Raw genomic sequence first — 23,994 nt, 5'->3', positions numbered from 1 at the left:
GATAAAGCCGCTCGCCGATGACTGGTTCCGATGCAAACGGCGGTGCGCGTCATCGACGCCCGCGGGTCAGGCTTCCACCGGGACGACGTCGACCGCCTGCTCCCCGACCTGGTCGCCGGTGGTCTTCAACACGCCGACGATCGGCGCAACATCGGAATAGTCGCGGCCGTAGCCGACCGTGATATGGTCGTTGCTCGCCCGCATGCCGTTGGTCGGGTCGAACTCCTGCCAGCCGGCATCGCGTCCGCACCAGGCCTTGACCCACGCATGCATGGCATCGGCGCCCTCGAGCCGAGGCTTGCCCTTGGGCGGGATCGTGCGCAGAAAGCCGCTGACATAACCGGCGGGAATACCAAGCCCGCGCAGGCCGGCGATCATGATATGCGAGAAATCCTGGCAGACGCCGCGTTTCAGCGCGAAGGCGTCACTTGCCCGCGTCTGCACCGTGGTTGCCTTGCCGTCATAAGTGAAATCGCGATGGATGCGGTTGCAGAGATCGGCCGCCGTGGCGACCGCGGAGCCGGCCAGGCTTTCCCGCGCATAGGCCGTGATCGCCGCATCGATGCCGGCATGGTCGCTGGCGGGGAGGAAATGATGCGGCGCGGACGGCAATAGCGAGCGCACCAAGTCGAGCTCCGACCTCAGCCCGCTTATATCGGGCGAGACATCGAGACCCGGCTCGGGCCGCGAGACAGACACGCGCGCGCTCATTCGGATGTCGAGCGTCTCATGTGCGTCGCGAAAGGCGATCGAGGTGACGTTGTTGCCGAAGAAATCGGAAAAATCGGCACGCTCGGCCGGCGACGGTTGAAACGACAGCGAGGCGGCGATCACGCGCTGCACTCCGGCGATCGTCTGCGGCAAGACGCGCACCTGGTGCCGCCCGCCACCGGCGGCAGCGGCGTAATCGTAATGCAAAAGGAGTTTGATGTCGTAGAGCATCTAAGCGAGATAGGCTCTGGAGAGGCTGTTGTAGAGATCGCCGATCTGGCCGGCGAGGTCGTCGAGCGCCTTGGCGCTCATGTCCGACGGCTCCATGACGGCTATTGCCGTGTTGAGCCGCAGGATCTCCTTGGCGGCGGGTGACATGTGCCCCTCGCCGCCGATCGAAGGCAGCATGCCGATCTCGGCCTTCAGCCGCTCCAGCTGGAACAGGATCGAGCGAGGATTGAGCGGGTCGAGCGCGAGCAGGTCGATCACCGTGCGCCGCCCGGCCTGCACCGGATATTGCCGGCGATGGGTCATGACGCTGTCGCCGATCTCCAGCATCATGTCCAGCGCCCCTTCCGGCGCCCCATTCCTTGTCAGCTGGCTGAGCGTGCGGGCGATCTGGATGCCGCGTTCCAGCCTGCGGCCGATCTCCAGGAAACGCCAGCCGGTGAAGCGGTACATGTTCTCGTGCAGCAGGCCGGAAAAGCCAGCAAGCTTGCGCAGCATCACCGTCATCGCCCGCGTCGCGTCGTCTCCGGGCGCGACCGTCTCCGCGAATTTGTGGATGGTCTTGGACAGATCCTTCAGCGCCAGCCAGCCATCGGGAGAGAAGCGGTCGCGAATCTGGCCGGCGCTGTAGACCGCGCTGTCCAAAGTGCCGATCAACCCCGGTGGTATCGCCGTTTCGACATCGATGCCGAACGGCTCCAGATAGTCCCTGATATCGGCAAGCAGCGGCATATCCGGATCGGACGTCTCGGCAAGCCGCACGTGATAGGCGCGCAGCACGCGCACCGTGTCTTCGGAGCGCTCGATATAGCGGCCGAGCCAGGTCAGGTTCTCGGCCGCGCGGCTGGGCAGGCTGCCCGGCATGGTGCGCGTGAAGCCGTCATGTTCCTGCGGCAACAATGTCTCGCGCTCGACCGGCCTGTCGCTGACCACCCAGACATCCGCCGCCTGGCCGCCGCGCTGCATGGCGATCGCCGTCGGGTCGAGCGAAAAGCCGACACGGGCGAAGCCGCCCGGCATCACCGTCCAGCCTTCCGGCGTGCGCGCCAGATAGACGCGCAGGCTGGCAGGCCGCGGCTCCAGCAAGCCGTCGACGAACACCGGCGTGGTCGAGAGCGTCACGGCTTCCTGGCCGACGAAGCCGGCGCCGTCCGCCTCGATGCGCGCGATGAGCTCGGCCCGCTCGCCGGCCGAAAGGGACGATCCGAGCCGGGTCGCGCCATCGTCCTCAAAGGCAAGCCGGGTCGAGAGCGCCGGGCCGACCACCATGTGATCGATATTGGCCAGCACATGGGCGCGCTCGGCCTCCTGTCCGCACCACCAGGTGGCGATGCTCGGCAGTTTGAGATCTTCACCTTGCAGTTCTCGCGCGATCCTGGGCAGGAACGACAGCAACGCCCGCGTCTCCATCAGGCCCGAACCCAGCGCATTGACGGCCGAAACGGAGCCGCGCCGGATTGCCTCGACCAATCCTGGCGTGCCGATCTGCGAGTCGGGCCTGAGCTCCAGCGGATCGGCGAAGGCGGCATCGAGCCGCCGCCACAGGACGCCGATTGGCATCAGGCCGGAAACGGTTCGCACCATCAGCCTGCCGCCGGAAACGGTCAGGTCCTCGCCCTCGAGCAGCATGATGCCCAGATAGCGGGCGATATAGGCGTGCTCGTAATAGGTTTCGTTGAGCGGTCCCGGCGTCAGGATGGCGACGCGGCCGCCCGACTCCCTTGCCATAGCGTTCAGCGCGTCGCGGAAGCGGCGGAAAAAGCCGGCAAGCCGATGCACATGCATCTCGCCATAGATATCCGACAGCGCACGCGTTGTGGCGACGCGGTTCTCCAGCGCGAACCCTGCGCCCGACGGCGCCTGGGTGCGATCGCCCAGCACCCACCAGCGGCCGTCCGGGCCACGGCCGAGCTCGAAGGCCACCATGTGCAGGAAATGCCCGTTTGCTGGCAGGACGCCGGCTATCGGGCGCAGATATTCCGGGCTGGCTGCTATCAGGCCGGCCGGCAGAATGCCTTTCTCGACCAACCGGTTCGGCCCGTAAATATCGGACAGGATCGCCTCGAACAGGTCGGCGCGCTGGACGAGGCCGGCGCTGATGTCGGCCCATTCCTTCTCGTCGATCAGCAGCGGGACATGCGCGAGCGGCCACTCCCGCTCATTGGCGCCAGCCTGCTCATAGACACGGTAATAGACGCCAGCATCGCGCAGATACTGGTCGGCGCGGGCAAACCGCTGCCCGAGCCGATCCGCCCCCAGATCGTCGAGCGCGTCGATGAAGGAGCGCCAGGCCGGGCGCGGGCTGCCGGCCGCGTCGACCATCTCGTCGACGACGCCTTCGATCGGTCGGTAGCGTTCCAGCAGGCTCGGCGCCCGCGGCCTGCCGCCCGCCCGTCTCTGATTCCCCTTGGCCATTGTCGATCAGAATCTCGCCGGCTGCCTGAGGTCAAGGGTCATGGGGAACTCTTCAGCAGCTTCTTCGTCACGCAGCACATAGCCGCCCGGCGTGTGACCGCGCGGTTCGAACCGGGCAAGCCGTCGCGCCTCGGCCTCGTTGCCGTTGACCGGGAAGGTGTCGTAACTGCGGCCGCCCGGATGCGCGACATGGTAGACGCAGCCGCCGACCGAGCGGCCCGACCAGCGGTCATAGATGTCGAAGACCAGCGGCGTGTTGACCGGCAGCGCCGGATGCAGGCCGGACGCCGGCTGCCAGGCCTTGAAGCGAACGCCGGCCACCGCGACCTCTCTGGTGTCGGTGACCTTCATCGGCACGATGCGGCCGTTGCAGACGATGGCGTGACGCTCCGGATTGAGGCCTTCGGTTCGCACCTGCAGCCGCTCCACCGAGGAATCGACGAAGCGGACCGTGCCTCCGATGGCGCCCTGCTCGCCCATCACATGCCAGGGCTCAAGCGCCTGCCTCAACTCCAGCTTGACGCCGGCATGTTGCACCTCGCCGCAGAACGGGAAACGGAATTCGAGCTGGGCCGCGAACCATTCGGGGCGGAAGTCGAAGCCGTTGAGCTTCAGATCCTCCAGCACGTCGAGGAAATCCGTCCAGACGTAGTGCGGCAGCATGAAACGGTCGTGCAGCGAGGTGCCCCAGCGCACGAAGCGGCCGTCGAGCGGGTTCTTCCAGGCCCGGGCGATGATCGCGCGGACCAGCAATTGCTGCGCGAGCGACATGCGCGCATTGGGCGGCATCTCGAAGCCGCGGAACTCGACAAGGCCGAGCCGGCCGGTCGGGCCATCCGGCGAGAACAATTTGTCGATGCAGATTTCCGAACGGTGCGTGTTGCCCGCCACGTCGGTCAAGAGATTGCGGAACAGCCGGTCGACCAGCCAGGGCAAGGGTGCTGCGCCCGCGTCGGGATGCGGCACCTGCGCCAGCGCGATCTCGAGCTCATAGAGCGAATCGTGCCGCGCCTCGTCGATGCGCGGCGCCTGACTGGTCGGGCCGATGAACAGCCCTGAGAACAAATAGGACAGCGACGGATGCCGCTGCCATTGCAGCACCAGACTCTTCAGAAGGTCCGGCCGGCGCAGGAACGGGCTGTCATTGGGCGTAGCACCCCCAACCACGACATGGTTGCCGCCGCCGGTGCCGGTGTGGCGGCCGTCGATCATGAATTTGTCGGTGCCGAGCCGCGATTGCCTGGCTTCCTCGTAGATGGCCGTGGTGGTGGCAACGCATTCCTGCCAGTTGGCGGCCGGATGGATGTTCACCTCGATGACGCCTGGATCGGGCGCGACGCGGATGACGTTGAGGCGCGGGTCGTGCGGCGGAGCATAGCCCTCGATATGCACCGGCAACCCGATGGCCTTGGCAGCATTTTCCGCCGCCGCCACCAGTTCGAGATAATCCTCCAGCGCCTCGACCGGCGGCATGAACACGCAGAGCCTGCCATCGCGCGGCTCGACGGTGAGCGCGGTCCGCACCGCGCCGCCGATCTCGGTCAATCGCTGCTCGACCCGGTCCTGCTGGGCCGTGGCAGCGGTGAAGGACGCCTCCGCCTGCTGACGCGCCATTTCGTCCGCGCCGCCAGCCGGAGCTTCCGGCAGGATTTCGACGCGCGCCGGCAGCGGGCCACGTGGCACTGAGGGGTCGACGGGCACGATGTAAGGGAATTGCGCCGGCGGAACATAGGGCAACGTACCGAGCGGCAAGCGGTAGCCGACTGGAGAGTCGCCCGGCACCAGAAACAGCCGGCCCCTCCGCGTTTTCCATTTTTCCGAGCGCCAGCGCTGCCCCACAGCCTGGCTGTTCCAGCGCTGCACCGGCAGCACATAGCCTGACGGCTTGGTCAGGCCGCGCTCGAAGACGCGTGCCATGCGGCTGCGCTCTTCCGGGTCCTCCAGCTTCGAATTGGACGGATCGACATTGTCCGGCAGCTTGCCTTCCTTGAGCAGCCACTCGCCCGGGTCCTCATAGGCCTCGCCGACCATCGCCTTGTCGATGCCGAGCTCGCCGGCGATCGCCGTGAGCAGGCTTTCGGCCTGTTCGGGTCCGATGGCGGCGCTGCTCGTCTCGCGCGCGATCAGCGATGGATCGCGCCAGACCGGCTCGCCGTCGGTGCGCCAGTAGAGCGAGAAGGTCCAGCGCGGTAGGCTCTCGCCCGGATACCATTTGCCCTGGCCGTAGTGCAGGAAGCCGCCCGGCGCAAAGCGCTCGCGCAGCCGGCGGATCAGCTGATCCGCCTTGTCGCGTTTGGTCGGACCGACGGCCGCCGTGTTCCATTCCGCGGATTCGAAATCGTCGATCGACACAAAGGTCGGCTCGCCGCCCATGGTGAGCCGCACGTCGCCGTCTTTCAGCACCGCGTCGACCTTTTCGCCCAGTCGATCGAGCGCCTCCCAGCTTTCGTCCGAGAATGGCTTGGTGATGCGCGGATGCTCGGCGATGCGGTCGACCCGCATGTCGAACTGGAAATCGACATTGGCGAAGCTCGCCATGCCCGAGATCGGCGCGGCATTGCGGAAATGCGGTGTTGCGGCAAGCGGCACATGGCTTTCGCCGGTGAGCAGGCCGGAGGTCGGGTCGAAGCCGATCCAGCCGGCGCCCGGAATATAGACCTCGCACCAGGCATGCAGGTCGGTGAAGTCGACAGCGGTTCCGGGCGGTCCGTCGAGCGAGACGAGATCCGGCTTCAACTGGATCAGATAGCCTGAGACGAAGCGCGCGGCGACGCCCAGATTGCGCAGGATCTGCACCAAGAGCCAGCTCGAATCCCGGCACGAGCCCTTGCCGGCGGCCAATGTCTCCTCGGGCGAATAAACACCCGTCTCCATGCGCACGATGTAGGCGATCTCGCGCTGCAGCCTTGCATTGAGGTCGACAAGGAAATTGACGGTGTTTGTCGGGCTGCGGCCGATCGTCCGAAGGAATGCCGTCAACAGCGGCCCGGCCGGCTCCGGCGCGCGGTAGATGGCGAGGTCTTCCCTGATCTCCTCCGGGTAGTCGAACGGAAAAGTCTCGGCGCTCTCCTCGACGAAGAAATCGAACGGGTTATAGACCGTCATGTCGGCGACGAGGTCGACCTCGATCTTCAATTCCGTCACCGGCTCCGGAAAGACGAAGCGGGCGAGGAAGTTGCCGTAGGGATCCTGCTGCAGGTTGACGAAGTGGTTTGCCGGCTCGACGTTCAGCGAATGGCTGAGCACCTTCGTGCGCGAGTGCGGCGCCGGCTGCAGTCTGATCACCTGGGGACCGAGCACCACCGGCCGGTCATATCGGTAATGGGTCAGGTGATGAACGGCTGCCTGAATTGCCATGGTACCCCGGAGTTCGGCGTTTCGGTCACCGAACCCTGACATAAATGCTGGCCATTCTCCAAGCAGAGATGTTGCGCTGCACCTAAATTAAGCAGCCAATAGACGATCGACGTCGCCGGGTAACAGCCAGTCTCCAACATCTGCGATTGGCGAAGACCTCTGCGCCTTCATCAAGCAAGGAGCGAAGCGACGCGCGCAGACCATAGGATGATTTCCGTGACGCAGGCTGAAGAACGCGGCGTTGCAAACAAACTTCCGTCGTGCTCGTGCACCGAAAATTCCTGTATCTCAGCAGCGCTTCCACGTCACGGCATGGATACTCGGGTCAAGCCCGAGTATGATGAAAGTACTGCCTTAAAAGAACGCCTGGATCCCCGTCTGCGCCCTTCCGAGGATCAGCGCATGCACGTCATGCGTGCCTTCATAGGTGTTGACCGTCTCCAGGTTCTGCGCGTGGCGCATGACATGGTAGCCGATCTGGATGCCGTTGCCGCCATGCATGTCGCGGGCCTGGCGGGCGATGTCGAGCGCCTTGCCGCAATTGTTGCGCTTGACGATCGAGATCATCTCCGGCGCCATCTTGCCTTCGTCCATCAGCCGGCCGACGCGCAACGATCCCTGCAGCCCGAGCGCGATCTCGGTCTGCATGTCGGCGAGCTTCTTCTGGAACAATTGCGTGCCGGCGAGCGGCTTGCCGAACTGTTTTCTGTCGAGGCCGTATTGCCGCGCCCGCTGCCAGCAATCCTCGGCCGCGCCCATCGCTCCCCAGGAGATGCCGTAGCGCGCCCGGTTGAGGCAGCCGAACGGACCGCCGAGGCCCTTGGCGTTGGGCAGCAATGCCTCTTCGCCGACCTCGACGCCTTCTAGCACCACCTCGCCGGTAATCGACGCCCGCAACGACAACTTGCCGCCGATCTTCGGCGCCGACAGTCCCTTCATGCCCTTTTCCAGCACGAAGCCGCGGATCTCATCCTTGCCGCTGTCGCCCTTCAGCTTCGCCCACACGACGAAGACGTCGGCGATCGGCGCGTTCGAGATCCACATCTTGGAGCCGGAGAGCTTGTAGCCGTTCGCCGTCTTCTCGGCGCGCGTCTTCATGCCGCCTGGATCGGAGCCGGCGTCCGGCTCGGTGAGCCCGAAACAGCCGATCCATTCGCCCGACGCCAGCTTCGGCAGGTATTTCCTGCGCTGCGCTTCCGAGCCATAGGCATGGATCGGATACATGACCAGCGAGGATTGCACGCTCATCATCGATCGATAGCCGCTATCGATGCGCTCGACCTCGCGCGCCACCAGGCCGTAGGTCACATAGTTGGCGCCCAGCCCGCCATATTCTTCCGGAATGGTGATGCCGAGCAGGCCCGCTTCGCCCATCTCGCGGAAGATCGACGGGTCGGTCTTCTCGTCGGCATAGGCTTCCTCGATTCGCGGCGCCAGCTTGTCGGCGGCGAAGGCGGCAGCGCCGTCGCGCACCATGCGCTCGTCCTCGGAAAGCTGGTCCTCGATCAGGAAAGGATCGTTCCACACGAAGGCGTTCTTCTCGGCGGTCATGGCCTCGTTCTCCCGACAAATTTGTGAGGTGGCCGGCTTATCGGCTTCCGCCGAGGAAAAATCAAACGAAATTGCATCACGGATCAATGAGCGTTAGTAATGGATCATGAATGTCCAGCGCCGCCTTCTACCCAACACCGCCGCCCTTGCTGCCTTCGAGGCGGTGGCGCGTCTCGGCTCCTTCACCGCCGCCGCGCGCGAGCTCGATCTGACGCAAGGCGCTGTCAGCCGGCAGATCAACCTCTTGGAAGAGCAATTCGGTCGCCGGCTGTTCGAACGCGACAGCCGCAACGTCCGGCTGTCGCCGCCCGGCGAGATCTATGCCGAAGCGGTGCGCTTGGCACTTGGCCAATTGCGTGATGCGGCGCTGGGATTGATGAGCAATCGGCATAGCGGCGTTCTCAACCTTGCTATCCTGCCGACTTTCGGCACGCGCTGGCTGATGCCGCTGATCCCGGATTTCGTCGTCCGCCATCCCGACATCACCATCAACTTCGCCACCCGCATCGGACGCTTCGACTTTGCCCGCGAACGGCTCGACGCCGCGATCCATCACGGCATGCCCGACTGGCCCGAGGCCGACTGCACGCTCTTGATGCGCGAGGCCGTGATGCCGGTGGTTTCGCCCGAATTCCTCGCCACCCGCGCCATCGTCACGCCGGCCGATATCAGCCGCCTGCCGTTGCTGCATATGGCAACCCGCCCCGGCGCCTGGAGCGAATGGTTCGAGCATCAGGGGCTCGAGGCCCCGACCGGGCCCGGCATGCAGTTCGAGCAGTTCGGCACCGTCGCGCAGGCTTGCATGGCTGGCCTCGGTGTGGCGCTGCTGCCGGAAATCCTGATTGCCGGCGAATTGCAGCGCGGCCAGCTGGTGCCGGCGCCGGGCACGCCGATGCAGAGCAGCAGCGCCTATTACCTCGTCGTGCCGCACGACAAGCACGGCCACCCGCCGGTCGCCATGTTTCGCGACTGGCTGCTGGGTCAGATCGGCAAGGAGCCGTCTGTCCTGGCCTGGTAGCTATTTGCGCTTCATCGCCTCGGCGAGCGCGGCGCCGAACGCGCCCTGCGAAGGCCGCTCCGGCTGGCGTTGTGGCACCTGAGATCGCGGCGCCGGCTTGCTGCCGCCGTGATCGCGCTGGCCGCCACGGGGCGCCCCGCCCTCGCCGCCATCCTTGCGCATCGATAGGCCGATGCGCTTGCGCTTGATGTCGACATCGACGACCCGCACCTTCACCACATCGCCGGCCTTCACCACCTCATGCGCGTCCTTGATGAAGCGGTCGGCCAGTTGCGAGACATGCACCAGCCCGTCCTGGTGCACGCCGATATCGACGAAAGCGCCGAAGGCCGCGACATTGGTGACGGTGCCTTCGAGCAGCATGCCCGGCTTCAAATCCTTGATGTCGTCGACACCCTCGGCAAAGGTCGCCGTCTTGAAGCCGGGGCGCGGGTCGCGTCCGGGTTTTTCCAGCTCGGCGATGATGTCGCGCACCGTCGGCAGGCCGAACCGCTCGTCGACGAAGACGCGCGGGTCGAGCGCCTTCAGCGCGGCGCTGTCGCCCATCAGCGCGCGCACGTCGCGGCCGCAAGCGGCGACGATTTTCTTCGCCACGCCATAGGCTTCCGGATGCACCGATGAGGCATCGAGCGGCTCTGTCCCGCTCGGGATGCGCAGAAATCCGGCGCTTTGCTCGAATGCGCGCGGCCCGAGCCGCGCCACCTTGAGCAGATCCTTGCGGCTGGCAAACGGCCCGGCCGCGTCGCGATGCGCGACAATGGCCTCGGCGAGCGACGGCCCAAGTCCCGACACGCGCGCCAAGAGCGGCGCCGACGCCGTGTTGAGGTCGACACCGACAGCGTTCACCGCATCCTCGACCACCGCCTCCAGCGAACGGCCGAGCCGGTATTGGTCGACATCATGCTGGTACTGCCCGACGCCGATCGATTTCGGCTCGATCTTGACCAGCTCGGCCAGCGGGTCCTGCAGGCGCCTGGCGATCGACACCGCGCCACGCAGCGAGACATCGAGACCAGGGAATTCCGCCGCTGCCGTCGCCGAGGCCGAATAGACCGAGGCGCCAGCCTCGCTGACGATCACCTTGAGCGGCTTCGGTCCGGCACCTGCCGGCAGGTCCGCCAGCATGTCGGTCACCAGTTTCTCGGTCTCGCGGCTGCCGGTACCGTTGCCGATCGAGATCAGCTCGACCTTGTGCTGGCGGATCAGGGCGGCGAGCTCGACCTGCGCGCCGCGCACATCGTTCTTCGGCGGGAACGGATAGACGGTCGTCGTCGCCACCAGCTTGCCGGTGCCGTCGACCACCGCAACCTTGACGCCGGTGCGTATGCCCGGATCGAGCCCCATGGTCGGTCGCGAACCGGCGGGAGCGGCAAGCAGAAGATCCTTCAGGTTGCGGGCAAAGACATGGATCGCTTCTTCCTCGGCCCGCTCGCGCAAGTCGCGCATCAGATCGAGCGTCAGATGCAACGACAGCTTTATCCGCCAGGTCCAGCCGGCTACGTCCATCAACCATTTGTCGCCGGGCAAGCTGCTGCCGATCGCATAGGCGTTGGCGATCATGCGCTCCACCGGTTTCATCGGCGATTGATCATCCGCATCGACCTCGATGTCGAGCGACAGCACCTCTTCGTTGCGGCCGCGCAGCATGGCCAAGGCGCGGTGGCTGGGCACGCCTGCCCAGCGCTCGACATGGTCGAAATAGTCGGAGAATTTCGCGCCGGCCTCCTGCTTGCCGTCAACGACTTTTGCGCGCAGGAAGGCGCGTTCCTTCATATAGGCGCGCAGCTTGCCGACCAGATCCGCATTTTCGGCGAACTGCTCCGACAAGATGTCGCGCGCGCCTTCGAGCGCGGCCTTGGTGTCGGCCACCTCGTCCGTGACATAGGCGAGCGCAAGCTCGGCGGGAATTTTCGAGCGATCGGCGAGAATCGCCTCGGCGAGCGGCCCGAGCCCGCGTTCCCTGGCGATCTCGGCCTTGGTGCGCCGTTTCGGTTTGTAGGGCAGATAGATATCCTCGAGCTCGGCCTTGGTGCTTGCCGCCGCGATCTTGGCTTCCAGTTCCTCGGTCAGCTTGCCCTGTTCTCGGATCGAGCTGACGATCGTCTCGCGCCGTGCATCGAGCTCGCGCAGATAGGCGAGCCGCTCGGAAAGGTCGCGCAATTGCGTGTCGTCGAGCCCGCCGGTGACTTCCTTGCGGTAACGCGCGACGAAGGGCACTGTCGCGCCCTCGTCGAGCAGCCCGATGGCCGCCGCTGCCTGCTCCGCCCGCGCGCCGATCTCGGCCGCGATGATTGCGGCGATGCGTTTGATGTCCGATGCCATGCTGGTTCCTGCGGAAATGAGCGGCGACCATAGGCCGGGAGAACCGCTACGCCAACCGCGACGGTTTCATCACGCGCCGAAGGTCCACAGAAAATAGCCCTTGGAACCAGCCTCTGCTCGGCTCAAACCATCCCGCTCAACGCCTCGAAGAACGCCACGAGCTCCCCATCCAGCTTGTCGTCCACCGGTTCCGGCTGCGACGACATCTTGGCGATGACCACTTCCGTCTTCGGATTGACGTAAAGCCATTGGCCGTGAATCCCGATGCCGCAGAAGGCGCCGCTGTCGTGGCCGGTCTGGTACCATTTGTTGCGGTAGCGTCCCTTCGGGAACAGGAACGCCATCGTGCCGCGCTGCCAGGCCTCAAAGCTGCCGCCGGTGGCCACCGTGTCGCGCACCCAGGCTTCCGGCACGATGCGGCGGCCATTGGCCGTGCCGCCCTGCCGCATCATCTCGCCGATACGGGCAAGGTCGCGCGGCGTCATCGACATGCCGCCGGCGGTGCGCGCCGTGCCTTCCATGTCGACCGTCACCGACATTTCGCTTCCAGCACCCAGCGGCTGCCACAGTTTCTCACTGAGCAATTCGATGACGCGCCTGCCCGACGCGCGTTCGATCAAGATGCCGAGCACATCGGAATTGGGCGAGCGGTAGCGATAGGTCTGGCCATGCGGCTCGGCAAGGCGCTGGATGGTCATAAGGAACGCGGCGAGGCTCTCCGTTCCGCCGCCAGGGTTCCACAGAGTCGAGCGGCGGTAGCGGGCGAAGGCGCTTTCCGGATCGAGATAGGCTTCCTCGAAATCGAGGCTGACCGTCATGTCGAGCACGTTGCGCACGCTCGCGTCGCCATAGGCCGAGGCCTTGGCTTCAGGGATGTAGTGCGTTACCGGCGCGCTGGGATCGAACAACCCCTCGCCTTCCAATATGCCGGCGAGGATCGCCGTCACCGACTTGCTGATCGAAAAGATGATATGGCGCGCTCCGAACGGCATATGCGGCGCCGACCAGTTGCCGACCAGCTTGCCGGCTTTCAGGATCGTCAGCCCGTCTGTGTCGGAACGCTTCAGGAAGCTCTCGACGGTCTCGCTGCCGCCGGCAAGCGATATCCTTTCCTCAAGCAATGCGCCGAGCGGTTTCGCTTGGCTTTCGCCGCCAGGCGCCGCCGCGACATGCGCGCTCGGCACCAGCTCGCCGACATTCTGGAACGACCATCGGTTGAACGGCGAAAGCCGCCAGTTGTCGAGCCGCACATCCTTGCGGGCAAAGCCGTATCTGGCCTCGAACGCGGTCTTGCCGCTCATGATACTCTCCCGGATCTTGTTTTGCGGTTTCAGGCCAGCGCGGCGGCAATGGCATGCACCGCCTTCTGCGTCGCCATCGAATAGGCGGAGTTGACGAAATCCGGATAGGTCGAAAGCTTCACCACGACCATCCTGTGTTCCCAGTCCATATGGATCAATTGACCGAACACCCCGCGGCACATCAGCGAGCGCGAGCGCGAATCCTCGATCCAGAACTGGTTGCGGTAGCTGCCGTCGGGAAGGCTCGGGCTGAAATTCGGCCCGTGCCTGCCGCTGCGCGTCGCCTCGATCCAGTCGGCGGGGATCACGCCGCCGCCATTGTCGAGGATCAGCTGCCCGAAGCGGCCATAGTCGCGCAGCGTCGCGTTGAAGCCGCCATCGGCCAGCGCATAGCCGGCGCTGTCGACGGTGAAGCAGGCGCTTTCGTCGGCGCCGAGCTTCTGCCAGAGCTCTTCCGAGACCAACTGCGCCAGGCGCTTGCCGCTCACCCGTTCCATGATGAAGGCGAGCACGTCGGTCTCGATCGAGCGGTATTCGAAGGCTTCGCCATGCGGGCGCACCCTGTCCTTCAGCCGCAGGATCAGCTCGAACAGGTGCGAGGGCCACTGAAAATCCGGGTCGCTGCCCGGCGGGATGGGCTTCCAGCCGGTCGCCACATCGACCTGGCCGATCTCGGAATAGCGATCGGTATATTCCTCGGAAAAGCGCACGCCCGTGGTCATGTCGAGCACATGCTGCACAGTGGCGCCGGCCCAGCCGGTCTCGACAAGCTCCGGCAGATAGTCGGTGACCAGCCTGCCCGGATCGATCAGGCCGCGCCCGACCAGGATGCCGCACACCGATCCGGTGACCGACTTCGCCATCGATTGCGACAGATGCAGCGTGCGCTCGTCCATGCCGTTGAAATAGCGCTCATAGGCGATCCTGCCGTCCTTCAGCACCAGGAAGCCGTCGGCATAGGTTTCGTCGAGCAAGCCGGCAAGCGTCGTCGGCGCTCCGTTGCTGTCGGCCACCGGCAGATCGTCGAGATCCACCTCCGCGCGCTCGAGGCGATGGCGATGGCCGCTGCCGCGCCACACCTCGATGGTCGGCAGGAATTCGCGGATATGCTGGAAGGCCCAGCGGTTCCAGGGCGGCCGATCCCAATCGAGCCTCGGCGGCACCAGCCTGGGCGGCGAGCCCTGCATGATCGGCGGCCGCGGATCGGAGCTGCGATAGGATTGCATGAGAATTTCCCTGCCGCCGCATGCCGCCCCTTCCGTTTACTTGAACGAGGAGCGGTCTGCACAGCGGACGAAAGCCCCGAATGGGCCCTCGAGTGACGACGCCCGACGCCATGGCGAAGGGCAGCCCCGGCATGCCAGGTGAGGGGCGGCGCGAACGTGCGAATTGAGCGCCACCCCTCATCCGGCCCTTGACCCTCTTCGCGCTCGCGCGGGAAGAGGCGGCGTGCCGCTATTTCTGAACGTCCGTCCAGATGCGCGTGTAGAGTTGCTGCACTTCGGGCGAGCAGGGGGTGAGGAACTGGCCCGCTTTCTCCAATTCTGGCGGTACCACCAGTTCGGGCGCATCCTTCATGTCGGCTGGCATGAACGCCTTCGAGCCCTTGATGCCATTGGCATATTTGGCGAAGGCGGAGATCATGGCGGCGTTCTCGGGATCCATGATGAAGTTCATGAACAGCTTGGCGTTGTCGACATTCTTGGCATCCTTCAGGATGGCAACGCTGTCCATGAAAAAGGGGAAGCCCTCCTTCGGGTAGCCGAATTTGATGTCGGGGTTCTTGATGCGCGAGCGCATGATGGCGCCGTTCCAGTAATAGACGGCCGAATAGTCGCCGGCCGGCAGCTTCTCGGTCACGCTATAATCCATGGCCAGCCATTTCGGCTTGGCCTCCACCAGCTTGTCGCGCACTTTCTTGAGCAGTTCCTTGTCGTCCGTGCACCAGTCGCCGCCCAGATATTTGATGGTGGCGAACAGCACGTCGTTCATTTCCGGCGCGACGTTGATCTTGCCGACCAATTCCTTCGGCGGATCGAGGAAGATGGCCGACGTGTTGATATCGCCGCCATAGACCTTTGTATTGACGCCGATACCGGTCACGCCCCACTGCCACGGAACCGTGTAGTGACGGCCCGGATCCCAAGGAACGTTCACCCAGCGCTCGTCGACATTCTTGAAGTTCTCCATCTGGTCGGGCCGTGCCTCGAGCAGAAGCCCTTCCTTCACCCAGATCTGCACGTAATTGGCGGACGGCACTACAATGTCGAAGCCGTGACCGCCGGCGCGTACCTTGGATAGCGCGGTGTCGTTGGAGTCGTAGTCGGTGATCGTCACCTTGACCTTGTAGGTATCCTCGAACTTCTTGATCATTTCGGGGCTGGTGTAGTCGCCCCAATTAAAGATGTTGAGTTCGCCGTCCGCATACGCGCTGCCCGCAAAGGCAAACAATGCGAATGCCGCCGTGGCGGCCGTTGTCTTCCATTTCATTGCTATTCTCCCGTTTGGCAATCGTTGATCATGGCTTGCGCCGATTGACGAAGTAGAACGCGGTTACGAGCACCACCGACAGCGCCAGGAATACGGTGGCGATCGCATTGATTTCCGGGCTCGTTTCGCGCCGCAACTGGCCGAGCATGTAGGTGGGCAGCGTATCCTGCCCGCCGGATTTGACGAATTCGGTGATGACCACATCGTCGAGCGAAATGACGAAAGCGAGCATGAAGCCCGCGATGATGGCCGGCCTCAAAAGCGGCAGCGTCACGAAACGGAAGGCTTTCCAGGGCGTGGCGTATAGGTCGGCGGCTGCGCGCTCCAGCGTCAGGTCCATGCTCTCCAGCCGCGCCCGGATCGGCAGGTAAGCGAACGGGATGCAGAAGGCGGTGTGCGCGGCGATCAGATAGCCGAGTCCTGAATAACCGGTCCAGACCTTGATGCGCGAGAACACGATCAGGAGCGCGACGCCGGTGACTATCTCCGGCACCATCAGCGGCTGGTTGATGAAGGCGTATTTGAAGGTAAGGCCGGGATAGGGACGCGTGCGGGTCGTGGCAAGCGCAGCCATGGTGGCGGCGATCGTCGACAGCGCGGCGGCCGAGACCGCCAGCACAAGCGAGCGGATGGAGGCGTCCTGCACCGCCGAATTGTGCCAGGCCGAAATAAACCAGCGCAGTGAGACGCCATCCCAGCGCGAAAGCGAATCCGCCGCGTTGAACGAATAGGCGACGAGCGCCGCGATCGGCAGATAGAGCGCGAAGAAGGTCAGAAGCGCCATGAAGCCGAAGCCGGGCTGCGCCTGGATGTCGAACGGACGCTTAGCCATGGGCGCCCTCCGACCCGGATGCGTTGCGCACGTAGAACAGCAGCGCGATCATCACCAGCACCATGAGCGTAATCGAGATGGCCGCGCCCAGCGGCCAGTTACGGCCCGCGCCGAATTGCAGCTCGATCAGATTGCCGAGCATCATGTTCTTGCCGCCGCCCAGCACCCGCGGAATGACATAGGCGCCAAGCGAGGGAATGAACACCAGTATCGAGCCGGCGATGACGCCTGGCTTGATCAACGGGAAGATGATGCGGCGCAGAACCTGCCAGCGGCCGGCATAGAGGTCATATCCGGCCTCGACCAGCCTGAAATCGAGTTTCTCCATCGAGGCGTAGATCGGCAGCACCATCAGAGGCAGGTAGATATAGATCATGCCGAGCAAGATGGCGGCGTCGGTATTCATGATTTGCAGCGGTTGCTTGATGATGCCGAGCGCCATCAGCGCCGTGTTGACCAGCCCTTCGTTGCGGATCACCTGCTGCATGGCGAAGGTGCGGATCAGGAGATTCGTCCAGAACGGAATGGTGATGAGGAAAACCCAGACCTCGCGTGTCTTCGGCGGTCGCGTGGCGATGAAATAAGCTGTGGGGAAGCCGAAGAGCAACGTCAGCACGGTGGTGTAGAAGGACAGGCTTATCGAACGCCAGAAGATGGACAGATGCGCGTCCGCCAGGCCTAGCGTGTCGTCGAAGATGTCACGCTGGAACAGGACCGATGTCCATCCGTCCAGCGAGAAGGTGCCGAACTGCACGTCGCCATAGTCGCCCTTCAGCATGAAGGAATAAGCCAACATCACGAAAAGCGGCCCAGTGGCAGCCAGAAGGATGATGACGAGCGCCGGCGCCGAGAGCAGCCAGCGGTCGCGTATGTCCCTGGCGTCGGCGGCGCGAGCAATTTCCTCGGCGTTGGCCATGATTGTCCTCTAGTCCTTCAGCGCCTGAGCGGCATTCGGGCCGATCGCGACGCCCACGCGGTTGCCCGGCGCAAGCGCTTCGCCACCGCCGCGGCTGTTCTGCCGCCGCACGATGAAGGCGCTGCCGTCGTCGAGCTTGAGATGGAGATGCGTGTCGGTGCCGAGATAGACGACGTTCTCGACCGTGCCCCTGAGCGAAGCGTTGGCGTCGGCCGGACCGATCTGGGCGTGCTCCGGCCGCACCACGAGCGTAACGCTGCCCGACGGCGTAAAACCTTCCGGCAGCGATGCCGGGATTTCCGCGCCGGTCGAGAGCCTGACGGTGGCGCTCCCGTCGGCTGCGCTTTTCACCTCGCCTTCGAGGAAATTCGTCTCGCCGATGAAGTCGGCGACGAAGCGTTCGGCCGGCCGATCGTAGATGTCGCGCGGCGTGCCGACCTGCAGGATCTTGCCGGCCGACATGACCGCGATGCGGTCGGACATCGTCAGTGCTTCCTCCTGGTCGTGGGTGACGAAGATGAAGGTGATGCCGGTTTCGTGCTGCAGACGCTTCAGTTCGATCTGCATCTCCTTGCGCAGCTTGTAGTCCAGCGCCGACAACGGCTCGTCGAGCAAGAGCACCTTGGGCTGCGGGCCCAGCGCGCGGGCCAGCGCCACGCGCTGCTGCTGGCCGCCCGAGATCTGGCTGGTGCGGCGCGCCTTCAGCGCCTCCATCTTGACCAGCTTCAGCATCTGGGCGACGCGCGCCTCGATCTCCCCTTTCGGCTTCCCGAGCATCTCCAGCCCGAAGCCGATGTTCTGCGCCACCGTCATGTGCGGGAACAGCGCGTAGCTCTGGAAGACGGTGTTGACCGGGCGCTTGTAGGGCGGCAACGGCGCGATGTCCTGCCCGTGCAGCAGGATCTCGCCGGCGGTCGGAAAATCGAAACCGGCAATCAATCTCAGCAGCGTCGTCTTTCCGCATCCGGACGGGCCGAGCAGTGTGAAAAACTCGTTCTCGCGGATCGACACCGACACGGTATCGAGAGCGGCTACCTGGTTCTCGCCTGTTCCAAAGACCTTGCGAACACCGCGAACTTCGATCGCGTTCTTACCCGGTTGTTCCGGCACGATTACCCCATTGAGAGCGCCTGCTCTTGTCGGCAGGTGTGTTCCTGTTTTGATTGTCACCATAAGCCGGTCGGCTTGGCAACTGCGCGGCAGTGACTCGATCCGAGTCCCCGTTCAATTAAGCAATTCCTATGCCATCGTTAGGCTTGGTAGGTGATCCTCCCCCCACAGATGGTGGTCACCGGATGCACGGTGTGCAGCGCTTCCGGCGCGGTCGCCTCGACATCGGCCGACAGGACGACGATATCGGCGAGATATCCGGTTTTGAGGCGGCCCTTGCGATGTTCGTTGAACTCCGCATAAGCGCCCTCGACCGTGTAGCCCTCTATTGCTTCCTGCAACGAGAAGCTCTGGTCCAGCATGCCTTCTGCCCAAGGCTTGCGCATCACTGCCGCCTGGATCGACAGGATCGGATCGACCGGCGAGACCGGCCAATCGGATGCGAACACCACGCGCGCGCCGGCGTTTTTCAGTGTGCGACAGGCATAGCTCAACGGCCATTTGTTCCGGCCGATGCGCGAGATCGTCGGTTCGAGCGGGAAGTTCATGGCGCCGGGCGGATGCGCCGGCTGCATCGACGCCAACATGCCGAGCTCGGCGAAGCGCGGCACGTCGGCGGCCGTGATCACCTCGATATGCTCGACGCGATGCCGGCTGTCGCGCCGACCGTTCTTCTTCAGCGCCGCCTGGTAGCCGTCGAGCACTGCCCGCACGGCGCCGTCGCCGATCGAATGCACGGCAATCTGCAGGCCGCGCCTGTCGGCCTCGACCGCCAGCTCGGCGAAATGCTCCGGCGAAAACAGCGGCTCGCCGCGCCATCCGGGCCGATCGGCATAGTCGTCGACCATCACCGCCGTCCAGGAATCCAGCACGCCGTCATAGAAGAGCTTGACCATGCCGGACGACAGCCACTCGGAATTGTAGCTCGCGGCCATCCGCGAGGCTTTCTCCAGCATGTCCAGCTTCATGAAGTTCTTGAAGTGGAACGGGATCTTGGTGCGGCAAAGGAGCCGCCCCTCTTCTTCCAGCCCGGCCAGCAGCTCGAGCTGGTAGAGATTGCCGTCCATGTTCTGGATCGAGGTGATGCCATGCTTGGCGCACCATTCAAGGCCGCGATGCATCAGATCGCGATCGGCCGCCAGTTCCTTCTCCGAAGGATACGGATCCGGCTCGGCACCCTCGACGCCAAGCCGCGCCCGGCTCGCCCCGTAATGGTCGAGGACCGGTCCGAATGCCTCGCTTTCGCGCAGCTCGCCGGCGGCAAGCCCGTCGGCGCCCATGACGATCTCATTGCCCTGTCCGACCTGCCTGCCATGAAGCAGGCCGGCCTCTTCCAGCGCCTTGGTGTTCGCCCACATCGTGTGGTGGTCCGAAGCCGACATGGCGAAGGGGCGGTCGGGAATGATGCGGTCGAGATCGTGGCGCGTCACCGGCTCCGGCAGGATGGCATAGTCGACGCCGGCCCCGATCAGAAGCCTGGCGTCCGGGCGCTTCGCCGCGAAATCCTGGATCGCGTCGCGCAGCGCCTCGAAGCCGTGCACGCCCGCCAGATGCAGATTGTCGAGTTCGGCCGCGCCGCCGAACAGATGCATATGCGCTTCGATGAAGCCAGGCAGCACCGAACCGCCCTGGGCGTCGACAACCTTCGTTGCCGGTCCCTTGAGGTCTTCTATGGAAGCGCGGCTACCGATGGCGATGATGGCGCCGTCCTTGACGGCAATGGCCTCGGCAGCGGGATTGTCATTGTCCATGGTCAGCACGCGGCCGTTGACGACCACAAGATCCGCACCACCATCCGCAACCGACATCGCGACTCCACATTTTGCTGAGTGATCGACAGCGCACGTCCAACGAGCCGCCGCTCCACCGGGGCGGCGCCATGGGACAAAAATCGATGCCGATGCGCCGTCTTCGAAATTCCCCTTGTTATCATTGAAGACAGCGTGGATAAAGAATGCGACTGTTTATTCGCGTTTGTCAACAGCCGGAATTTGGAATGTATAGTGGACGGCACCGCGCGCCGATGGTGGGGTCGAGCGGGGAACGGGGGCGACGAGCAGTGAAGCGCAGTCTCGACCGCAAGACCAGGATAGCGCTCGAACCGCGCAAGCAGCCGCGGCAGCAACGGTCAAGCAAGGTGGTCGACAGGATTCTCGATGCGGCCCTGATCCTGACGCGAGAGCAAGGAACCAGAACGCCGACGACGCTCGCCATCGCGCAGCGCGCGGGCCTGTCGGTCGGTTCGGTTTATCAGTACTTTCCCAACAAGGAAGCCATTCTTCTGGACCTGGCCCGGCGCTGGCTGTCGTCTTTTCCGGAGGTGATCCGGAAACGCATCAACGTCCCCCGCCCGACCAACCGTGACGAGTTTCGGCGCGAGGTGCGCAAGCTCTTCGCCGACACATCGAGGCTCTATCTCGAAAACGCCACGCTGATGCCGGTGATCGAGGCCATCTCCGGCAACGCTGACCTGAGGCCGATCCAGGACGAATATGACAAAGAGATCGTCGCCCTTTACGCCGCGTGGCTGCGGCATGTGAATCCAGCGCTTGAAGACAAGATCGCAAGTCGGCTCGGCGTGCTGATGATGGAAGTCGGCCATGTCTGCCGGCTTGTCGGGCTGAAGAGGGACCGCAGGACCTACGACCTCATCGAGGACGATGTGGAAACCATGTGGCTCGCCCTGGTCAGCCCCCATCTCAATCTCGAGTGATTTCGTCCTTCCAACCGATTTCGCACTTCCAGGGGAGTTTCCATGAAAACTGTCTATTCGCCACTTCATGCCGGCCATTCAGGCCAGATGGAACTGGTCACGTCGGCGATCGTGCCGGGTTTCGAGAAGCCGTCGCGGGCGGAATTCATCAAGGCGCGGGTTGAGAGCGAAAAGCTCGGGCCGATCATCGGACCGGCCGAGCATGACCTCGCCGCCGCAAAGCGTGTCCATGAGGCTCACTACATCGACTTCCTGCCGACGGTGTGGCCGCAATGGGTCGCCGCCGGCTTCACGGGATCGGCGATGGGGTTCACCTGGCCGACGCGCGGCCTGCGCGGCGATGTGCCGCCGAAGCGCGTCGATGCCTTGCTCGGCTATTATTCCTTCGACGCCGGCGCCACCTTCGTCGAAGGCACCTGGGCGGCGATCAAGTCGTCCTATGATGTGGCGCTGACCGCCGCCGCTTTGGTCAAGGACGGCGAGCGCAGCGCCTTCGCGCTTTGCCGCCCGCCCGGCCATCATGCCGGCGCTGCCTTCATGGGCGGCTATTGCTTCATCAACAACGCCGCCGTCGTCGCGCAGTGGTTCCGCGACAACGGCGCCAGCCGTGTCTCCATTCTCGATGTCGACTACCATCACGGCAACGGCACGCAGGAGATCTTCTATCGTCGCGGCGACGTCCAGGTCCTTAACCTGCATGGCGATCCGATGGTCGAGTATCCCTTCTTCCTCGGCCATGCCGACGAGCGCGGCGAAGGCGACGGCGAAGGTTTCAACATCAATTACCCGATGCCTTTCGGCACCGATTGGGACGGCTGGAGCGCGTCGCTGGAGGATGCCTGCGCCAGGCTCGCGGCCTACGCCCCCGATGTCGTCGTCGTCTCGCTCGGCGTCGACACTTTCGAGAAGGACCCGATCAGCCAGTTCAAGCTGAAGAGCGTCGACTATCCCAAGATCGGCCGCCGCATCGCCGGGCTCGGCCTGCCGACGCTGTTCGTCATGGAAGGCGGCTACGCCGTCGAAGAGATCGGCATCAACGCCGTCGGCGTGCTGACGGGTTTCGAGGATCGCTGAACCAATCCCGTTCACGGAACATACGCCCTCGGATGCAACCGCGGCCGTATTTCTTGCGACCCCGTCGGGAAATCCGCCCAATTCGGCGTTGAAAGCACCCCCCAGCAACGCGAACGTCGGCTGCTGAGTCGCAATGCGAGTCCATCAGATTCGATTTTGTCAAATCGCGTTTGATGTCGGATTCATCTGCGGGTAGATTAGACCCGAATCAGCCGGTCCATGGGGGGCGCGGCGACCACCCAAAGTCTCAAGTTCCGGCGCCAGGCCGGTACCAGACGCGGACGGTTTCGCGTTCCCTAGAGGGATTCGGCGCGGTTGGGCGCCGTTCGCGCCCGTGGGTGTGTCTTCGTAAACGTGACGCGTTTCGGGTCCGGCCGCTGGCTTCGCCAGCACCGGGCACAAGGATCGATTCCGGCAAGAATCCAAGAATAAAATGAGCAGTCCCGCCGCGCTTCTCCAACCCGACGCTTCAGGCTCGCGCCTGACGTCGCGCGGCGATCTCACCAGTTTCTTCATGCAGCTCGCCGCCGATATCGGCGCCGACAGCTACATGCTGGTCGCCATCGTGCATGACCAGGACCGCAACGATGCGCGCATCGTCTCCTCCAACTGGATCTTCGACGCCATCGAGCTGATCGGCAAAAGGCTGATCGCCAATTTGGCGCTGGGTCCCTTGACCGTGGCGCCGGGCGTACGCCCGAAGCCGTTGGTGGCGGCGCACGCGCCCGACGCCGGCGCGTTGCTGACCGGCGAGGAAGCCCGCCTGCTCGACGTGCTCGGCCACGCCGAGATCTATTCGCTGCGGCTCAATGTCGGCCGGCAGCGCCTGTTCGTGCTGTTCTCGGCCGCCGAGGCAGGCAGGATCGATCTGGCCGCGCTAATGAAGGCACAGCTCAAATGTTGCTATGCGCTTTCCAGCATCCCGCAGCTGATCGCGGCGGCATCCATGCAGGACCCGCTGTCGGACCGCGAACGCGAATGCCTGTTCTGGGTCTCGGAAGGCAAGACCACCGATGAGGTGGCCGTCATCCTCGGGGTCTCGTCGAACACCGTCAACAGCTACATCACGCACGCCATCCAGAAGTTCGCGGCCAGCAACCGCGCGATGGCGATCGCGACCGCGATCAGGAGCGGCATCATTTGAAGCACGCACAGGTCAAAGAGGCGGCCGCCGCCCTTTTCAACGATCAGCGCAATCCGTTCGGCGCCTTCTCGCTCGGCTCGGAGACCCATCAAGCGGTCACCATTCCGGATGCCGTGCGTCGCTGCCGCTGGATCGCCGTCGATATCAATGCCTCGGCGTTCGGCCTCTATTTCGTCAGCCCCTCGCCCGAGCGCGCGCGTCTCGTGGCGTGTTTCGATTCCGACTATCCCGGCACCGCTGTCGCGACCAAGTTCATCTCCGGCGCCAATGGCGAGGACATGGTGCGCCACAGCCGCCTCTCGACGGCGCCGCGCTGGTGGGCCGACGACGGCAGCGACGGATCGCGGCAGGTCTTCCAGTCGCTCGCCTGGGCCGAGCCGACCACGCCGCTGGCGCCCGGCACCAACGGCATCGCCTTTCCGGTGCATGCCGATCGCGGCCAATGCGGGCTGGTCGTCTTCCTCGGCTCGGAGATCGCGCTGTCCGACGAGACGCTGTGCGAGATCCACGCCCGCTCCTTCGCGCTTTTCGCGGCGGTCGCCCGCATCCGCCCCGGCGACACCGGCAGGGCGCGTTCGATTTCCAAGCGCGAGCTCGAATGCCTGAAGCTGACCGCCAACGGCAACACCAGCGAGGAGATCGCCAAGCTCCTCAAGCTCTCGGTGCATACCGCCAACCAGTATCTCACCCAGTCGACGCAGAAGCTCAACGCGGTCAACCGCAACCAGGCGGTCGCCAAGGCGTTGCGGCTCGGCTTGATTGAGTGACGTCACGCCTGCGACGCTGAACGTGCCGCGGCTAAAGCATGTCTC

General features: G+C 64.4%; 17 protein-coding genes. 5 read left to right on the top strand and 12 right to left on the bottom strand.

Annotated elements, in window-relative coordinates; translation table 11 throughout:
- Positions 1 to 66: 66 nt before the first annotated feature.
- The 4 genes from FJ419_RS07015 to FJ419_RS07000 all read right to left on the bottom strand — a co-directional run bounded on the left by FJ419_RS07015 (position 67) and on the right by FJ419_RS07000 (position 8,262).
- Positions 67 to 942, bottom strand: coding sequence for a transglutaminase family protein (locus tag FJ419_RS07015; RefSeq protein ID WP_140688831.1), 876 nt, complete (start codon positions 940 to 942; stop codon positions 67 to 69).
- On the bottom strand, positions 943 to 3,354 hold the full coding sequence (locus FJ419_RS07010; RefSeq protein ID WP_140688829.1) for a circularly permuted type 2 ATP-grasp protein: 2,412 nt from the start codon (positions 3,352 to 3,354) through the stop codon (positions 943 to 945).
- A gap of 6 nt (positions 3,355 to 3,360) precedes the next feature.
- Entirely contained in the window at positions 3,361 to 6,711 is a 3,351-nt protein-coding gene (locus FJ419_RS07005) for a transglutaminase family protein (protein WP_140688826.1), read from the bottom strand.
- 354 nt (positions 6,712 to 7,065) lie between these two features.
- Complete coding sequence (locus FJ419_RS07000; protein ID WP_140688824.1) at positions 7,066 to 8,262, bottom strand: acyl-CoA dehydrogenase; 1,197 nt, start codon at positions 8,260 to 8,262, stop codon at positions 7,066 to 7,068.
- Positions 8,263 to 8,368: 106 nt separating this feature from the next.
- Between FJ419_RS07000 and FJ419_RS06995 the strand changes: the two genes are divergently transcribed.
- Positions 8,369 to 9,280 (top strand): LysR family transcriptional regulator, encoded by a 912-nt coding sequence (locus FJ419_RS06995; RefSeq protein WP_140688822.1) that lies wholly within the window; start codon positions 8,369 to 8,371, stop codon positions 9,278 to 9,280.
- Here FJ419_RS06995 and FJ419_RS06990 read toward each other — a convergent pair whose 3' ends face one another.
- The 8 genes from FJ419_RS06990 to FJ419_RS06955 form a co-directional block, all read right to left on the bottom strand.
- Positions 9,281 to 11,602, bottom strand: a complete 2,322-nt coding sequence (locus FJ419_RS06990) for a Tex family protein (protein WP_140688820.1) — start codon at positions 11,600 to 11,602, stop codon at positions 9,281 to 9,283. It abuts the gene before it with no gap.
- A 122-nt stretch (positions 11,603 to 11,724) separates the two neighbouring features.
- On the bottom strand, positions 11,725 to 12,903 hold the full coding sequence (locus tag FJ419_RS06985; RefSeq protein ID WP_140688818.1) for a serine hydrolase: 1,179 nt from the start codon (positions 12,901 to 12,903) through the stop codon (positions 11,725 to 11,727).
- A gap of 29 nt (positions 12,904 to 12,932) precedes the next feature.
- Positions 12,933 to 14,129: a serine hydrolase gene (locus FJ419_RS06980; RefSeq protein ID WP_140688815.1), complete on the bottom strand. Its 1,197-nt coding sequence runs from the start codon at positions 14,127 to 14,129 to the stop codon at positions 12,933 to 12,935.
- A gap of 229 nt (positions 14,130 to 14,358) precedes the next feature.
- Complete coding sequence (locus FJ419_RS06975) at positions 14,359 to 15,393, bottom strand: extracellular solute-binding protein (protein WP_140541766.1); 1,035 nt, start codon at positions 15,391 to 15,393, stop codon at positions 14,359 to 14,361.
- Positions 15,394 to 15,421: 28 nt separating this feature from the next.
- Positions 15,422 to 16,225 (bottom strand): ABC transporter permease, encoded by an 804-nt coding sequence (locus FJ419_RS06970; protein WP_140688813.1) that lies wholly within the window; start codon positions 16,223 to 16,225, stop codon positions 15,422 to 15,424.
- Entirely contained in the window at positions 16,218 to 17,141 is a 924-nt protein-coding gene (locus FJ419_RS06965) for an ABC transporter permease (protein WP_140688811.1), read from the bottom strand. Before FJ419_RS06965 ends, FJ419_RS06970 begins: the two co-directional genes overlap by 8 nt.
- Before the next feature lie 9 nt (positions 17,142 to 17,150).
- Entirely contained in the window at positions 17,151 to 18,251 is a 1,101-nt protein-coding gene (locus tag FJ419_RS06960; RefSeq protein ID WP_140688809.1) for an ABC transporter ATP-binding protein, read from the bottom strand.
- Between the two features lie 140 nt (positions 18,252 to 18,391).
- Positions 18,392 to 20,059: an amidohydrolase gene (locus tag FJ419_RS06955; RefSeq protein ID WP_140688807.1), complete on the bottom strand. Its 1,668-nt coding sequence runs from the start codon at positions 20,057 to 20,059 to the stop codon at positions 18,392 to 18,394.
- Positions 20,060 to 20,205: 146 nt separating this feature from the next.
- On the opposite strand from FJ419_RS06955, the gene FJ419_RS06950 reads away from it, so the two are divergent.
- The 4 genes from FJ419_RS06950 to FJ419_RS06935 all read left to right on the top strand — a co-directional run bounded on the left by FJ419_RS06950 (position 20,206) and on the right by FJ419_RS06935 (position 23,949).
- A complete protein-coding gene (locus FJ419_RS06950) occupies positions 20,206 to 20,964 on the top strand; it encodes a TetR/AcrR family transcriptional regulator (RefSeq protein WP_246679135.1) in 759 nt (252 codons plus the stop codon).
- Positions 20,965 to 21,006: 42 nt separating this feature from the next.
- Positions 21,007 to 22,038, top strand: coding sequence for a histone deacetylase family protein (locus tag FJ419_RS06945; RefSeq protein ID WP_140688805.1), 1,032 nt, complete (start codon positions 21,007 to 21,009; stop codon positions 22,036 to 22,038).
- Positions 22,039 to 22,471: 433 nt separating this feature from the next.
- The gene (locus FJ419_RS06940) at positions 22,472 to 23,182 is read left to right on the top strand and encodes a helix-turn-helix transcriptional regulator (RefSeq protein WP_095766396.1); all 711 of its coding nucleotides are present in this window, start codon (positions 22,472 to 22,474) and stop codon (positions 23,180 to 23,182) included.
- Entirely contained in the window at positions 23,179 to 23,949 is a 771-nt protein-coding gene (locus FJ419_RS06935; protein WP_140688803.1) for a helix-turn-helix transcriptional regulator, read from the top strand. Before FJ419_RS06940 ends, FJ419_RS06935 begins: the two co-directional genes overlap by 4 nt.
- Positions 23,950 to 23,994 lie beyond the last annotated feature (45 nt).

This window comes from Mesorhizobium sp. B2-6-2, from assembly GCF_006440615.1.
GTDB lineage: Bacteria > Pseudomonadota > Alphaproteobacteria > Rhizobiales > Rhizobiaceae > Mesorhizobium.
Note: the sequence above shows the minus strand (reverse complement) of the source record. Positions and strands in the feature narration are given on the sequence as shown.

What these genes read in the sequence shown, in the direction of transcription:
- FJ419_RS07015 (WP_140688831.1), bottom strand. Translation starts at nt 942, where the DNA reads ATGCTCTACGACATCAAACTCCTTTTGCATTACGATTACGCCGCTGCC.
- FJ419_RS07010 (WP_140688829.1), bottom strand. Translation starts at nt 3,354, where the DNA reads ATGGCCAAGGGGAATCAGAGACGGGCGGGCGGCAGGCCGCGGGCGCCG.
- FJ419_RS07005 (WP_140688826.1), bottom strand. Translation starts at nt 6,711, where the DNA reads ATGGCAATTCAGGCAGCCGTTCATCACCTGACCCATTACCGATATGAC.
- FJ419_RS07000 (WP_140688824.1), bottom strand. Translation starts at nt 8,262, where the DNA reads ATGACCGCCGAGAAGAACGCCTTCGTGTGGAACGATCCTTTCCTGATC.
- FJ419_RS06995 (WP_140688822.1), top strand. Translation starts at nt 8,369, where the DNA reads ATGAATGTCCAGCGCCGCCTTCTACCCAACACCGCCGCCCTTGCTGCC.
- FJ419_RS06990 (WP_140688820.1), bottom strand. Translation starts at nt 11,602, where the DNA reads ATGGCATCGGACATCAAACGCATCGCCGCAATCATCGCGGCCGAGATC.
- FJ419_RS06985 (WP_140688818.1), bottom strand. Translation starts at nt 12,903, where the DNA reads ATGAGCGGCAAGACCGCGTTCGAGGCCAGATACGGCTTTGCCCGCAAG.
- FJ419_RS06980 (WP_140688815.1), bottom strand. Translation starts at nt 14,129, where the DNA reads ATGCAATCCTATCGCAGCTCCGATCCGCGGCCGCCGATCATGCAGGGC.
- FJ419_RS06975 (WP_140541766.1), bottom strand. Translation starts at nt 15,393, where the DNA reads ATGAAATGGAAGACAACGGCCGCCACGGCGGCATTCGCATTGTTTGCC.
- FJ419_RS06970 (WP_140688813.1), bottom strand. Translation starts at nt 16,225, where the DNA reads ATGGCTAAGCGTCCGTTCGACATCCAGGCGCAGCCCGGCTTCGGCTTC.
- FJ419_RS06965 (WP_140688811.1), bottom strand. Translation starts at nt 17,141, where the DNA reads ATGGCCAACGCCGAGGAAATTGCTCGCGCCGCCGACGCCAGGGACATA.
- FJ419_RS06955 (WP_140688807.1), bottom strand. Translation starts at nt 20,059, where the DNA reads ATGTCGGTTGCGGATGGTGGTGCGGATCTTGTGGTCGTCAACGGCCGC.
- FJ419_RS06950 (WP_246679135.1), top strand. Translation starts at nt 20,206, where the DNA reads ATGCGACTGTTTATTCGCGTTTGTCAACAGCCGGAATTTGGAATGTAT.
- FJ419_RS06945 (WP_140688805.1), top strand. Translation starts at nt 21,007, where the DNA reads ATGAAAACTGTCTATTCGCCACTTCATGCCGGCCATTCAGGCCAGATG.
- FJ419_RS06940 (WP_095766396.1), top strand. Translation starts at nt 22,472, where the DNA reads ATGAGCAGTCCCGCCGCGCTTCTCCAACCCGACGCTTCAGGCTCGCGC.